Origin of the sequence: Corynebacterium sp. LK33, from assembly GCF_014334955.1 — a bacterium.
Classification (GTDB): Bacteria; Actinomycetota; Actinomycetes; order Mycobacteriales; family Mycobacteriaceae; genus Corynebacterium; species Corynebacterium jeikeium_D.
This window is the reverse complement of sequence record NZ_PDGU01000026.1, coordinates 309,783-323,376: the sequence shown is the minus strand read 5'-3', so window position 1 is coordinate 323,376 and position 13,594 is coordinate 309,783. Positions and strand designations below refer to the sequence as shown.

Annotated in this window: 12 protein-coding genes; 6 read left to right on the top strand and 6 right to left on the bottom strand. The window is 56.5% G+C overall.

Going from position 1 to position 13,594, the window contains the following annotated elements:
- Positions 1 to 454 precede the first annotated feature (454 nt).
- From lexA to CRD20_RS10300, 5 genes are all read left to right on the top strand, one after another.
- Entirely contained in the window at positions 455 to 1,156 is a 702-nt protein-coding gene (gene lexA, locus CRD20_RS10320) for a transcriptional repressor LexA (protein ID WP_016422629.1), read from the top strand.
- A 93-nt stretch (positions 1,157 to 1,249) separates the two neighbouring features.
- Entirely contained in the window at positions 1,250 to 2,029 is a 780-nt protein-coding gene (locus tag CRD20_RS10315) for a DeoR/GlpR family DNA-binding transcription regulator (RefSeq protein ID WP_016422628.1), read from the top strand.
- A complete protein-coding gene (locus tag CRD20_RS10310; RefSeq protein WP_069358732.1) occupies positions 2,026 to 2,997 on the top strand; it encodes a 1-phosphofructokinase family hexose kinase in 972 nt (323 codons plus the stop codon). The genes CRD20_RS10315 and CRD20_RS10310 overlap by 4 nt, the downstream gene beginning before the upstream one ends.
- A 35-nt stretch (positions 2,998 to 3,032) precedes the next feature.
- Positions 3,033 to 5,192 carry a fructose-specific PTS transporter subunit EIIC gene (locus CRD20_RS10305; RefSeq protein WP_187405349.1) on the top strand — a complete coding sequence of 720 codons (2,160 nt, stop codon included), beginning with the start codon at positions 3,033 to 3,035 and terminating at the stop codon, positions 5,190 to 5,192.
- Between the two features lie 140 nt (positions 5,193 to 5,332).
- Positions 5,333 to 5,605, top strand: coding sequence for an HPr family phosphocarrier protein (locus CRD20_RS10300; protein ID WP_016422625.1), 273 nt, complete (start codon positions 5,333 to 5,335; stop codon positions 5,603 to 5,605).
- Between the two features lie 91 nt (positions 5,606 to 5,696).
- Here CRD20_RS10300 and CRD20_RS10295 read toward each other — a convergent pair whose 3' ends face one another.
- The 5 genes from CRD20_RS10295 to CRD20_RS10275 form a co-directional block, all read right to left on the bottom strand.
- On the bottom strand, positions 5,697 to 7,040 hold the full coding sequence (locus CRD20_RS10295) for a uracil-xanthine permease family protein (RefSeq protein ID WP_222866281.1): 1,344 nt from the start codon (positions 7,038 to 7,040) through the stop codon (positions 5,697 to 5,699).
- Positions 7,041 to 7,136: 96 nt separating this feature from the next.
- Positions 7,137 to 8,744: a GTPase HflX gene (gene hflX, locus CRD20_RS10290; protein ID WP_141751975.1), complete on the bottom strand. Its 1,608-nt coding sequence runs from the start codon at positions 8,742 to 8,744 to the stop codon at positions 7,137 to 7,139.
- A gap of 75 nt (positions 8,745 to 8,819) precedes the next feature.
- Positions 8,820 to 9,137, bottom strand: coding sequence for a FeoC-like transcriptional regulator (locus tag CRD20_RS11035; RefSeq protein ID WP_101687554.1), 318 nt, complete (start codon positions 9,135 to 9,137; stop codon positions 8,820 to 8,822).
- 102 nt (positions 9,138 to 9,239) lie between these two features.
- Positions 9,240 to 11,213 carry a ferrous iron transport protein B gene (gene feoB, locus CRD20_RS10280; protein WP_070602487.1) on the bottom strand — a complete coding sequence of 658 codons (1,974 nt, stop codon included), beginning with the start codon at positions 11,211 to 11,213 and terminating at the stop codon, positions 9,240 to 9,242.
- A 56-nt stretch (positions 11,214 to 11,269) separates the two neighbouring features.
- Positions 11,270 to 11,527, bottom strand: a complete 258-nt coding sequence (locus CRD20_RS10275) for a FeoA family protein (RefSeq protein WP_083308396.1) — start codon at positions 11,525 to 11,527, stop codon at positions 11,270 to 11,272.
- A 280-nt stretch (positions 11,528 to 11,807) separates the two neighbouring features.
- Between CRD20_RS10275 and CRD20_RS10270 the strand changes: the two genes are divergently transcribed.
- Positions 11,808 to 12,587: a hypothetical protein gene (locus CRD20_RS10270; protein ID WP_049189638.1), complete on the top strand. Its 780-nt coding sequence runs from the start codon at positions 11,808 to 11,810 to the stop codon at positions 12,585 to 12,587.
- A 60-nt stretch (positions 12,588 to 12,647) separates the two neighbouring features.
- Here the strand turns inward: CRD20_RS10270 and dapF are convergent, their stop codons facing one another.
- Positions 12,648 to 13,571 carry a diaminopimelate epimerase gene (gene dapF, locus CRD20_RS10265; RefSeq protein ID WP_016422618.1) on the bottom strand — a complete coding sequence of 308 codons (924 nt, stop codon included), beginning with the start codon at positions 13,569 to 13,571 and terminating at the stop codon, positions 12,648 to 12,650.
- Positions 13,572 to 13,594 lie beyond the last annotated feature (23 nt).

Sequence of the window (13,594 nt, the reverse complement as noted above, 5' to 3'; positions counted from 1 at the left end):
TTCCGTGTCGTCCGAGCAGAGCGCTCAGAAACTTGAGAAAAGTCAATATCAGATGTGCTGCTAACACCTAGTGCGGTTGAAACCGTAGACATCATGTTTTCTCCCTTTCCAACGTTGACTCTCCCACCGTTGCCGGCCTGGAGAGAATAAGAGTTGTACGACCGTTTCCCGACGCTGTGGAGACTATGTCCAAGGGCGGATGCGGAGAATCCGTCTAGACCTTTTCATCAAACGACTGTTCGAGTAACTTGTCATGTTCGATTTATAACACCATGTTCGAACATTGTCTACTGTTATCCGGATTTATTTTCGATTTTCGACATCGGCACCGCCTCCGAACACGCATAATGGACATCTTTTCCAAAGAATTCAAGGACGCACAGTGTTCGATGCTCGACGATTCGAACAGTTTTGAGTTATGATTCATTCGAAAGAGTTTGAGAAGGGATGTTCCATGGCTCAAAAGAAGAAAGCGAACCCTAAAACACTCACCGATCGGCAGCGTCGGATTCTTGACGTCATTTCGGATGCCGTCGTACTTCGCGGATACCCACCGAGCATTCGAGAAATTGGGGATGCTGTGGGCTTGAACTCCACCTCGTCGGTGGCATACCAACTCAAGGAGTTGGAGAAGAAGGGCTTTCTCCGCCGCGACCCACACAAACCCCGCGCGGTAAACGTAAGGGATTCGAAGTCCTCCGCTGGCACTTTCACTCCGGTAAAGCCTGGGCCAAAGGCTACTGGCACCACCCAAACTCCCGAGATGCCAGAGGACATGCCAGAGCCAATCTTCGTTCCTATCGTTGGACAGATTGCGGCTGGCAACCCTATTTTGGCGGAGCAGCATGTGGAAAGTCACATGGCACTTCCGATGGAGATTACGGGCTCTGGTCAGCTATACCTACTCAAGGTCGTGGGTGATTCCATGGTTGACGCGGGCATTCTCGACGGAGACTGGGTGGTAGTCCGTTCCCAAGACGTGGTCGAACAGGGGGACTTTGTTGCAGCCCTGTTTGAAGATGAAGCAACAGTCAAGGAATGGCACGAAGACGCTGCTGGCAAGTGGCTCATGCCCCATAATCGCGCATTTGACCCACTCCCTGCGGAGCACGCCAAGATCCTCGGCAAGATCGTCAGCGTCCTACGCAGCCTCTAATTTCCCACATTTTCGTTGCCCGAAACAGACATAAACGGGCATACTGGGAACAGATAGTAAAGCTGAGATTTCTTAACAGCTAAGGAGCGGGGAATGTACGCAGAGGAACGCCGCCGGAAGATTGCGTCTTTGACAGCAGTCGAAGGGCGCGTGACGGTCGCTGATCTTGCGGAAGCTTTCGATGTCACAGCAGAGACGATTCGCCGTGACCTAGCTCAGTTGGATGCAGAGGGCGCAGTTCACCGCGTACACGGTGGCGCTGTAGCTACTCGTTCTTTTCAGACTGTTGAGTTTTCAGTTGCCGCTCGAAAGAACGCGCAAAAGGACGCGAAGCTCTCTATTGCCCGCTGTGCTGCGGATTTTCTGCCTGACTCTGGTGGTGGAATTTTTCTCGATGCTGGAACTACCACCGAGGCTCTTGCAGAGCTGATGGTCCACTCCCCTGATAACCGCCGTTGGTCGGTTGTCACAAACTCTCTTCCCAACGCCATCACACTCGCGGGATCGAACCGCATTGAGCTTCAACTCCTTGGCGGCCAAGTTCGCGTCATTACTCAGGCGGTTGCTGGCGATACGGCACTCCGCACTCTCGCGGTTATGCGTGCCGATGTCGCTTTCATTGGTTCTAATGCCTTGACAATTGACCATGGTCTTTCTACTGCTGATCCGCAGGAAGCGGCGGTAAAGCGCGCGATGATCACGAATGCGCGCAAGGTCATCGTTATGGCGGACTCGACGAAACTTGGCCGCGACTTCCTTGTCAGCTTTGCAGCATTGGAAGACATCGACGTCGTGATCACAGACTCCTCTGCCCCGGAACAGTTCGTCAACGATCTCAGGGAGCAAGGTGTCGAGGTTGTGGTTGCTTCATGATCCTGACCTTGACTGTAAATCCGTCAATCGATCGACTTGCTCGACTCGATACGGAGCTCAAGCGAGGTGGCGTGTTCCGCCTACCAATGGCTGAGGACATGGCTGGTGGCAAGGGAATTAATGTGTCCAAGGCGTTGCACTACGCCGGAGAAAAGACGCTCGCGCTCTACCCGGCATCGGACTCTGGAAAATTCACGCGTCTGTTGGAAGTCTCTGGCATACCCCATGAAGCCATCAACACGACTAACGAAGCCCGCGTTAATCTCACACTCGCAGAGCCAGATGGGACGACCACCAAGCTCAATTCTCCTGGCATGACATTGACGAAAGCGCACCGTAGGCGTGTCCTGGAGAAACTTATCCACCATGCTAAACGCGCCACGTGGGTAGTTTTCGCAGGTTCGCTGCCCCCTGGTGTCCCCAGGGATTTTTACGTTCAATGCACCGAGGCGGTGTATTCGGTCAACCCGAATATTCGTGTTGCTATGGATACGAGCGACGGCCCACTGACTGAGGTCGTTCGCGCATTTCCAAAGGTGCGACCTTTTTTGATGAAGCCGAACGCCTACGAACTTGGTCAAATCATTAATCAGGACGGCGAAGAACTTGAGGCCGCTGCAGCCGAAGGGAACTATCTTCCCGTAGCGCAGGCTGCTCGTGCGCTGAACGAGCTTGGCGTATCCGAAGTCCTGGCCACTCTCGGCGAAGCAGGAGCGGTGCTTTCAGTGAAGTCAGGCGGTTGTTTCGCTGCTACCTCCCCCTCGATAGTCGCTCAGTCGACGGTCGGTGCTGGAGACTGTGCTTTGGCCGGCTACGTTATGTCCCGCGAACGCGGTGATAGCTACCAAGATGCACTAACCACCGCCGTAGCTTATGGGGCGGCGGCAACCAGTCTTCCCGGTACGACCATCCCCTATCCAGAACAGGTTCACCCCGAGGCCGGCCGGTTATGGCAGCTCGACGCTTAGCTTTTCGATGCCTAGATAAGGAGCATTAGAAAACCATGTCTTCTTCGGCAGATTTTTCCGCTATTGCATTAGACCTAGCCGATGAGTCGACAGTGTTCCTTGACCTAGATATCGGTCCGCAAAAGGAGAAGATCCTTACCTACCTGATCGCTAAAGCTGTAGAGACCGGCCGCGCCACTGACAGCAACGGCATCGTCGCAGCAGCCCTCGAACGCGAAGAGAAGTCCCCGACAGGTCTGCCGGGCGGGATAGCGATCCCCCACTGCCGCCATGAGGACTGGTCGAAGCCGACCCTGATGTTTGCCCGCTTAACCAGCGCTACGGAATTTACCACACCAGACGGGCCAGCGGACCTGCTCTTTTTCATCGGTGTCCCATCTACTAACAGCGATGTCCACGTCGACATTCTGGCCGCACTCGCAAAAGCACTTCGCGATAAGGGGTTTCGCGCAGCTCTTCGCGGTGCTGAAAGCGATGAAGAGACTGCCCGGATCATTAGCGAGCACGTCACCAAAGCGCCTCGTCGGAAAGCGAAAAAACCTCCGGCGAAGACCAATATCGTCGCCATCACGGCCTGCCCCACGGGCATCGCGCACACTTATTTGGCAGCCGAAGCGCTTACTGGCGCGGCAGAAAGCATGTCTGATGTCACACTAACTGTAGAGACGCAGGGCTCGGCAGGAACCCAGGAAGCCCCCGCAGAGGCAATTGTCCGGGCCGACGTGCTAGTAATCGCAGCCGATATTGGGGTTACGGGGCTTAAGCGCTTCAGCGATAAACCACAGGTCAAAGTGCCAATTCGTAAGGCAGTCAATGAACCTACTGCGGTTATTGAACAAGCGAAGGCAAAAGCAGAACAATCACGGGTTCGCGCCTACGACCGAAAGGCGCCGCAACCTAAAGATGACCACGACAAGGAGGCCGGTTCGCAAACCGGTACTACAGGCGCGGACCCTTCATCTGAGAGGGTACAAGCAACTACGAAGGTGGGGGCACATAAATCATCGTTAGGCGGTGACAAAGCCTTCGGACACTGGGTTCGTGATGCCATTATGACCGGTGTCAGCTATATGGTGCCGTTCGTGGCCGCATCGGGGTTGTTGATTGCGCTGGGATTCCTCGTCGGCGGTCATCAGGTTGGTGTAGTAGCTGACGCCGTGACTAGGGATTTGCGGCTGCCGGAGATTATCGGACTCGATGCCCCGATTGCTGTGCCGACAAAAGATCTCGGCACCGTGCTAATCGATCGTAGTGGGCTGTGGCTGTATCTCGGCTCCGCGCTTTTTGCCATTGGCAACCACGGCATGCAGGTCATTGTGGCTGTAATGAGTGCTTATATCGCCTTTGGCATGGCTGGCAGAGCCGGCATTGCACCAGGCTTTATTGGCGGTGCCATCGCGGTCACGGTTGGCGCCGGCTTCCTTGGGGGCCTGGTGACAGGCATCCTGGCGGGACTAGTTGTAGCCCTACTGTTGAGGATGAAAGTCCCGGACTGGCTGCGACCGCTGATGCCGGTTGTCGTGATTCCTATGCTCGGAGCTATGGCCGTTGGGCTCACCATGTACCTGCTGCTCGGGATGCCGCTGGCGTGGCTGATGACGGCTCTGCAGCAGTGGCTGCAATCACTGGATACGACGGCGGCGTTCCTGTTCGGTGGTCTTCTCGGCGCAATGATGTGCGTGGATATGGGCGGAATGATTAACAAGGCTGCTTATCTTTTTGCCGTCGCAAACATCGCCTCAGCAGATCCCGCATCATGGAAGGTCATGGCCGCTGTGATGGCGGCGGGCATGGTACCTCCATTGGCTACATCTCTGGCAGTTGTGCTCCGACCAAAGCTGTTCAGTTCGGCGGAGCGTCAAAACGGCAAAGCGGGCTGGGTGCTCGGTGCGGCCTTCATTTCAGAGGGAGTGATTCCCTTCGCCGCCGCAGATCCGCTACGTGTGATTCCGTCGATTGTGATTGGCGGTGCCGTCACCGGTGGCACCTCAATGGCTTTGGGTGCGGCCACACGTGTTCCGCACGGAGGTATTTTTGTGCTGTTTGCAATCGACAACCCTGTCGCATGGCTTGCTGCAATCGTCTTGGGCAGCATAGTGGCAGCAATTCTCGTTGTGGCAGCTAAAAGCCTGTGGCCGCGGCAAGTCAGCACCGATAATCAAAACCTAGAAGCAGACATTTCAGCGGAAGCGTAGTTTTTACCGCACCGGCTGGTTCATCCCAACGAGCATTTCTACGATTTTCAGCAAACATTCCCCAACCCATCCGGGCAACCTATTAAGCTCAGAAATGGCATCGAGGAAATCGAGAAGCAGAAAGGCAGGATGCCGCTCGCATGGTTACTCAACATGTCCACGTCGGCTCCAAGGTGGGTATTCATGCCCGCCCTGCAACGGTCATCGCTGAGCGTGCCTCCCGTTTTCAGGAAGAAATTCTGGTCGAGCTCCTTGACTCAGACGAGCCCGACAACGAACCGGCCGATGCTTCATCCTCGTTGATGCTCATGGCACTCGGTGCCGAATTCGGCGATGAAGTCACTGTGACCAGTAGCAACGCGGTTGCGGTAGAGAAAATCGCCGAACTCATCGCCCAAGATCTGAGCGATTAAAAGCAATCAGCTTAACGACGAAACATCGTGGCAACGGTCACGTGGTTCCGTCGTTAAGCATTCGTGCGAGATTCTGCCCTGCACGGGTGGCCTACGAGCGGTTCTCGCCGATGCGGTTGTAGAGCCAGTTCAAAATTGGATAGCCGATAATAATGCCGACCGACCCCCAAGCAATGCCCTCCAGCGTCAGCGAACCAATGTCGAGGGTGAGGTTGCCGATACCCGCGATCAGCGCGGTGGCGGCAGCGGTGAGATTAACCGGGTTGTTGAAGTCGACCTTTTCGTCCATCCAGATGCGCACACCGAGCAAACCGATCAGGCCGTAGAGCACCATCGTTGCCCCACCGAGCACGCCGGTAGGAATGGTCAAGATGAGTGCGCCGAACTTTGGAATGAAAGCCAGTGCAATGGCGGTGAAAGCTGCCACCCAGTAAGCTGCGGTCGAATAGACACGGGTAGCGGCCATAACACCGATATTTTCAGCGTAGGTAGTGGTACCAGAACCACCAGCTGAACCGGCGATGGTGGTGGCTAGACCGTCTGCAATAAGAGCATCGCCAGCGATGTCATCGAGGTTTCGGCCGGTCATGGCAGCAACAGCCTTGACGTGACCGACATTCTCTGCGATGAGTACTACGATGACGGGCAGACCAATCAGCATCGCATTGAAGTGGAACTCCGGCGCGTGGAATGCGGGCAGACCAATCCAGGCGGCATTGCCGACAGTTTGTGTAGCCTCGGGCGAGAGATTTCCAGTGGCAGCGGCGAAGACCCAGCCGATTAGTACGCCGATAAGGACACCCAGACGGCTGACCATACCGCGGCCAGCGACGGTTGCGAAGACAATGGATGCCATCGTAACAAATGCGACCAACGGCTGAGTGGCGAAGTTCTCCGTGGCAGCAGGCGCCAGGTTAAGTCCAATAAGAGCGACGATGCTGCCTGTTACTACAGGTGGCATGATCATATCGAGGACACGCTTGCCGGCGAACTTTACAACGCAGCCAACGAGCATGAGCGCGATGCCGGCGCAGAGCACGACACCGAGCTGAACACCAATACCCTGCGCCTGTGTCGCGGTCAGTGGCGCGATGAAGGCAAACGACGAGCCCAGGTAAGAGGGCAAGCGATTTCGGGTGATCAGCAGGAAGACAATCGTGCCGATACCCGAGAACAGCAGTGTGGTGTTGACTGGAAAACCAGTCAACAGCGGCACGAGAAGAGTTGCACCGAACATGGCAATGACGTGCTGTGCGCCGATACCAATCGTGCGAGGCCAATCGAGGCGTTCGTTGGGAGCCACCACGGCTCCCGGTGCAATCTTTCGACCGTCACCGTGAATATCCCAACCGAAAAGACGGCCACGTTCGGCGTTTTCAGCAGGCGGAGTTGCGGAGGTTGCCTGTCGGGTCTCCGCGTCAGAAGTTGAATTCATGGTTGTAATGCTAGTGGATGCCTACCGCAGATCACGCCACGGATACCGCCTTAACCCCAGGACTGCCGGAGCTCTTTTCCGCTCGCTCTATTCCGACTAGGCGTCGTTGCTACTATCCTCATCCGCATCGGCCGAGAAGTCAGTATTCTCTGCAGGTTCAATGTGGTATGCCGACAGTTCATCCGCGAGACTAGTGGGCAATCGCACATCCATCTGGGTGCCTTGCTCTGTCCATGTCTCCGACAGCACGGTCGCATCTTCGTGGAGCATGGAGACGATATTGCCCTTGTCATAGGGGATCAACATATGGACGTGAGACTCCAACTCATTGAGAGCAAGCTCGAGTCGGGTCTCCAGTTCGCCAATCCCCTCACCCGTTCGTGCAGAGACAAAGACCGCATCATCGAGCTGGTGGCGCAGTTGTGCCAGGGTAATGCCATCGGCCTTGTCCACCTTGTTGACTACCAACAGCTCGGGCGGAATCTCAGCCTTTTCTTCCTCTGCGATTTCGTTGATGACTTTGTTGACAGCCTTAATCTGCTCCAGCGGGAATGGGTCAGAGGAGTCTACGACGTGCATGATGACGTCGGCTTCGAGCACCTCTTCCAAGGTCGAGCGAAAAGCTTCAATGAGCTGGGTCGGCAAGTGGCGAACAAATCCGACCGTATCGGTCATAATCACCGTGCGTCCGTCGCAAAGCTTGGTGCGACGAGTCGTCGGATCCAGCGTGGCGAACAGCGCATCTTCCACCAGCACACCGGCGCCTGTCAGTGCGTTGAGCAACGAAGACTTGCCCGCGTTGGTGTAGCCGACAATTGCCACGCGCGGCAGGTGTCCAGCCTTACGACGTGCGCGCTTGATCTCGCGCGCAGTCTTCATGCCAGCCAATTCCTTGCGGATTCGCGCCATATCTTGGCGTAGCCGCTGACGATCGGTTTCGATCTTAGTTTCACCCGGACCACGCAGTCCCACGCCGCCGTTGGAGCCCGCGCGACCACCAGCCTGACGCGATAGGTTGCCGCCCCAGCCGCGCAGACGCGTGTACAGGTACTGCATTTGTGCCAGCGAGACCTGCGCCTTGCCCTCCTTGGACTTCGCGTGCTGAGCAAAGATATCCAGAATCAGCATGGTGCGGTCAATAACCTTGGCGTCAAGGCGATCCTCCAGCGCCACCAATTGGCCGGGAGACAGCTCACCGTCGCAAATAACTGTATCTGCGCCGGTAGAGGCGACAATATCGCGAAGCTCGTTGAGCTTGCCGGATCCCACGTAAGTACCAGGGTCCGGCTTATCGCGGCGCTGCAGCACCATCTCTAAAACTTCCGAACCTGCAGTCTCTGCCAGTGCGGCGAGCTCCTCCATCGCCACTTCGGCTTCCTGAAGGGTCCCGGATGTCCAGACACCGAGCAGCACCACGCGTTCCAGTCGGAGCTGACGGTACTCGACCATCACCTCTTCGGATTCGGTATGCGCTACTGACCTGGTCAGCCGGCGCAGAGAGGAACGCGCCTCCAGATCCAAATCACCGACGGTAGGTTCCCTTTGCGTGCCGACGTTCGTTGCGAACGCATCCCCGGAGGCACTATCGGCGTTTTCGCCAGCATCGTTAGCGTCGATGAAAAAATCGTCCATCTCGTGCGAGGTGCGAGCTTGCTGCGACGTTTCGTCGCTGACCTCATCAAAGTTGTTGGAAAAATTCGTCATACTAGCTGCTATTGTCGCATGACAAGCCAAATTCTCCGCATTGTGTGCGGAGAATACCGAGCCGAAGCTCAAGACTTAGGCTGCAGAAGGTGGCCTGCGTGTCAGAACCAGTGCGACCGGACCACTCTTAGAACTACCACCAGCACACGTACCACTGTCGGACATTCCACAGTTGGAACAACCTCCGCCTGGGCACATGCCACCGAGGGATTCCCGGCGCAGTTGGCCGGTGTGTTCCATGCGGTCAAGGATGAGGTCTACCGTTGCTCGCTGCAGGCCAGTGATTTCGCAAATCTTGCGTCGGGAGCTAATGCCCTGCGCAATTGCATCCTGAACGGCTTCTGAAGGCCGACGAGTAACCGTCGTATTCTTCCTGGCTCTAAAGAGTCCCACGGCGATAGCTCCTTTCCGTATCGCGATTCTTGTTGGATCTGATTTCTAGTTCGCAAGTGTGCCCTAGTAGCTTTGCCGAAGCTACTAGGAATCAACGAGGCTTTACAGGAACAGCTTTAACCCTTGGAAAACAATCACGGCCAGTGCCCATGCAACGACCAGCTGCGCTAGCAAACCGAAGCCCGTCCACTTCAAGCCGATCTCTCGACGTTGTGCCGCGAGCGTAGCCACGCACGGTGTGTAAGCCAGCAGGAAGATCATATAGGCCCAGACTGCTGCCAATCCGTGTCCATCGGATGCATTGTCAAAGTCACGTCGAATATTCTCCGCGAGCGGGCTGGAGGCCTGTTCGCTCGAATCGGAGTCGGTGACGTCCTCCACTGCATAGGTCTGTGCCCAGGTAGAAATGACGGCTTCCTTGGCCACAAAGCCCGTCACCAACGGACCTGTCAGAGACCATGTACCGAAACCTGCCGGGTTAAACACAGGAGCAATAGTTTCGCTGACTGCACCGTATGCGGAGTCCTGCGGTGCTAGATTTTCATCGGCAAAGGAGTGCCCGGAGACAACCGGAATAGACATCAGTAGCCATACGACGATGACGGTGCTGACGATGATTCCACTAGCGGTCTGCAGGAAGCCCTTCAGACGCATCCACATCACAGATAGTGCCAGCCGTGCGGTCGGAAGCTGGTAGGTTGGCAGATCAATGACCAGCGGTTCCGACGGCATGGTGCGCCACAGGGTCTTACGCAGTGCAAGGCCGGTCAGAACGATCAGCAGAATCGAGATCACGTACATAGCGAAGACGACTGTGCCCGCGCGTTCCGGGAAGAACACCGCACCCAACATGACATACACGGTTAGGCGCGCCGAGCAGGAGGTAAACGGAACCAGTAGAGCCGTCAAAATGCGGTGGCGCGGATTACTCAGCACACGTGTTGCCGAAATCGCTGGCACGTTACAACCAAAGCCAACAATGAGCGGAATAAATGCCTTACCCGGAAGACCAATTGCACGCATGACACGGTCAGCCACCACGGCTGCACGCGCCATATACCCTGAATCCTCGAGCACTGCGAGGCACAGGAACATGAGTGCCATCAGCGGAACGAAGGTCAGCACCATGCCGACACCACCGATGATGCCGTTCACAAGCAGCCCCGTGACAATCGGATGGTCCCATCCCATCGCTTCTAATCCACGGGTAACCAGATCTGCGAAATTACCGGTAATAAGGGTTTCCAAACCGTCCTGCAACGGCGCTGCCACCGTTGTCGTGATCTGGAAGACTGCCCACATGACCGCCAGGAACACAATCGGTCCGAGCACCGGATGAAGAACCACGTTATCAATGCGGTCAGAGAACGTCTGTCGGTCCTCTACCCCGCCCGTAGATGCCGCAACCGCCGCATCAATCGCGGCAAAGCGTGCGTCGTCCAGACGTTCAATCGAGTCACCATCGACCTGGCGAATCGGTGACGACACCGAACTACATCCGTCCAGAGCCGCTGCTACCGCGTCGGCCAACCGCGCCATTCCCGCTTTACGACGGGGATCCAGCGCCACCACCGGCATCCCCATAGCTGACTGCAATGCGTCCGGATTCACATCGATGCCCTTGGCCTTGGCAACATCTAGTTTGGTCAGAGCCAGAACGATGCGCTGGGGCTGTTCCGCCAATTCCGCGGCCATGTAGAGGCCACGGCCCAGTGCCGTGGCGTCGACAACGACAACGACGAGATCCGGGCGTTCTTCTTCCGGTTTCTCGATGAGCATCTCGCGAGTGAGCTCTTCGTCCGGACTCATGGCATCCAGCGAGTAGGCACCCGGGAAATCGATGACATCGTACTCAGCGGCATCGGTCTTCCACGCGCCGCGGCTGACCTCTACGGTCGTACCAGGCCAATTGCCCATCTGCGCTTTCGCACCAGTCAAACTATTGAACAGTGTTGACTTACCGGAGTTCGGTGCGCCGACCACTGCGACAACAGGTGCACCATCCTTTGCTGGCGCTCCGCCACTGCAAGCATGACAGCTGGGCGTGGATGCGAATTTTCGCGTTGAGGAATCCATAGGTGTTGTCATTGTTAACTTTCAGGAGGGAGGTGAGAAAAAGAGATGTAGGGAACCTAACCCGCGACGGACATCTTGTGCAGCGTGCTGCCATCGATGGCGTAGCGTGTTGCGCCAGCATGGACGATTCGCCCACCGCCGCTGGTGCTCCGCCCCACAGTGACACTCATTCCAGGGCGAAGCCCCAGTTGCGAAAGCCTGCGACACAGGCGCTCATCCACATGCGACGCTCCCAGAGTGACGGTTGCCCCCACCGGGACGTCGGCAAGCGATTGAATGTCATCCGACTGCTTTCGAGACCGCAACCCGAGCATGAGAAACCTCGCTTATATAGATAAGAATTAACCTAAGCAAATGGTGTTTACAGAGACGAGCTTACTCTTAGGCATGCCTAAATGGAATAAACCGGGCGCGCCTAAGGAAAGTTATTTATGCCACACTTAATATTTGCCTATTTAGCGTGGCAGAATTGTTAGTCCCAGTCGAATAGTTGCCGCGGTGCGATGGAATGGTTTTTGGTTCCCCAGAGCACAATGTGCTCACGTGCGATTCGTTAGTTCGCAGATGAAGATATGGGAAGTATCATCGAAAAGTATGACTACTGACTTGCGAAGCATTGGCATGGACTACCCCAGCTGGCGAGACGCGATGGAAGCCGCGATTGCCAGTGACAATTTGTCGGTCATCGGCGAGGTCCGCGGTGGCCAGCTGGTCCGTTTCGAAGATTCCTCTGGTGCGCGTCTGCACATCCTGGGTGTTGAACCATTTTCTACCTACGCCGGCTTCGCGGGCAGCCCGACCGTCACTGCCCATGTATCCAGCGTGGACGATGTCTTGGCGCTCGTGGAAATCGTCGAGGATGATCCCTCCTCGGATAACTTTGACAAGGTCATCGAGGTCGCTACCTGCCTGCTGTCACAGGGGCCAATGATTGTTGATGCCGGAACTCAGACTTTTGAGCATGTCGCGCTATCAGCTCTAGCAACTGATTTCACCCTCGACGCATCCATCGAAGAGTATGAGAAGCGCACCGGGGCAACCCCGACAACATTGGACTTCGAAGGTGCTAAGGCAATTGTCGGAGATCAGGTCGGGAAGGCATCGCCTAGCGCAACCGTGAAACTGGCTGGTGTTATCAATAACTCCCGCAAGCATGTCAATGAGCTAACCGGCAAGAAGTTCTGGGTGCTCAACCTTGCTCTTCCGACTCCCATGGACGTACTTGTCCCCGGCGGCGACGAAGCTCCCCAGCCAGGTATGGTCGTCTCCGGCACTTTCTCACTGACCGGTGAGATCATTCCGCCTCAAGGTTGCGGAGGCGGCTGTGGCGATGGCGGCTGTGGTTGTGGCGACGGTGGCTGCGGCGGACACTAGTCCGCTAACTCCCCACCGCTTCCACTACCCCGCTAGGGCTCCTGCTGCACTAGCTACCAGTCACAGGGCTTCCAGCTCAATATCGCCGAGCGTGTGAATCACGCTCGGCCCGGTCAAGGTCGCCGAGAAGTCCCCATCCGCATTGCTGGCCTTGTGGACATCCACAGTCACCACACCGCCAGGCACCTTGACTGTCACAACCCCCTCAGTCCGGCCGGCATCGGCCAGCGCGGCAATAGCTGCCGCAACCGTACCGGTGCCACACGAGCGGGTCTCACCAACTCCACGTTCAATTACTCGCATGGACACCGAATCAGAGGCATCCAGCGGGGTGACAATTTCCACATTGAGGCCGTTCGGGAACATGGCTTCGTCGGCACGCACTGGCTTCGCGACACTACCCGCCGCTTCCAATTCCAGCTCCGCCAGAGCGGCGGCATTTAGGCCAGGCATGACGCAGGCCAAATGCGGATTTCCCACGTCGACACCAATCCCGGCGAATTTCTGGGCATTGTTGCCCGAACCGATGAACGCAGTAGCGAGGCCGAGGACTTCTGGCTGGCCCATATCCACCCCAACGACCGCGTGCCTGCGGCTGAGCTCATCAATCGAAACAGCGCGCAGCCCTGCTCGAGTGCCCACCCGCAAGGTTCCGTCGACGACACTGTCCGGGCTGTGAATCGCGGCAATATAGTGTGCAAAGACGCGGACACCATTCCCGCACATCTCGGCAATAGAACCGTCACTATTGCGGTAGTCCATAAACCAATCGTCGGCTTTAACGCCCTCCGGCAATGCCGCCAAAACACCGGCATCGACGAGTTTCCCCGCACGGGCAACCCGCAGGACGCCGTCAGCGCCAAGACCTCGCTGTCGATCGCACACTGCTGCGACCAGTGATTCGGTCAAATCAATCGACACCAAATCATCTGGAAAAATCAAGAAATCGTTTTGCGTACCGTGGCCTTTGGCAAATGAAACCATGCCCTTGATGCTAGCGGGAGGTC

What these genes read in the sequence shown, in the direction of transcription:
- lexA (WP_016422629.1), top strand. Translation starts at nt 455, where the DNA reads ATGGCTCAAAAGAAGAAAGCGAACCCTAAAACACTCACCGATCGGCAG.
- CRD20_RS10315 (WP_016422628.1), top strand. Translation starts at nt 1,250, where the DNA reads ATGTACGCAGAGGAACGCCGCCGGAAGATTGCGTCTTTGACAGCAGTC.
- CRD20_RS10310 (WP_069358732.1), top strand. Translation starts at nt 2,026, where the DNA reads ATGATCCTGACCTTGACTGTAAATCCGTCAATCGATCGACTTGCTCGA.
- CRD20_RS10305 (WP_187405349.1), top strand. Translation starts at nt 3,033, where the DNA reads ATGTCTTCTTCGGCAGATTTTTCCGCTATTGCATTAGACCTAGCCGAT.
- CRD20_RS10300 (WP_016422625.1), top strand. Translation starts at nt 5,333, where the DNA reads ATGGTTACTCAACATGTCCACGTCGGCTCCAAGGTGGGTATTCATGCC.
- CRD20_RS10295 (WP_222866281.1), bottom strand. Translation starts at nt 7,040, where the DNA reads ATGAATTCAACTTCTGACGCGGAGACCCGACAGGCAACCTCCGCAACT.
- hflX (WP_141751975.1), bottom strand. Translation starts at nt 8,744, where the DNA reads ATGACGAATTTTTCCAACAACTTTGATGAGGTCAGCGACGAAACGTCG.
- feoB (WP_070602487.1), bottom strand. Translation starts at nt 11,213, where the DNA reads ATGGATTCCTCAACGCGAAAATTCGCATCCACGCCCAGCTGTCATGCT.
- CRD20_RS10275 (WP_083308396.1), bottom strand. Translation starts at nt 11,527, where the DNA reads ATGCTCGGGTTGCGGTCTCGAAAGCAGTCGGATGACATTCAATCGCTT.
- CRD20_RS10270 (WP_049189638.1), top strand. Translation starts at nt 11,808, where the DNA reads ATGACTACTGACTTGCGAAGCATTGGCATGGACTACCCCAGCTGGCGA.
- dapF (WP_016422618.1), bottom strand. Translation starts at nt 13,571, where the DNA reads ATGGTTTCATTTGCCAAAGGCCACGGTACGCAAAACGATTTCTTGATT.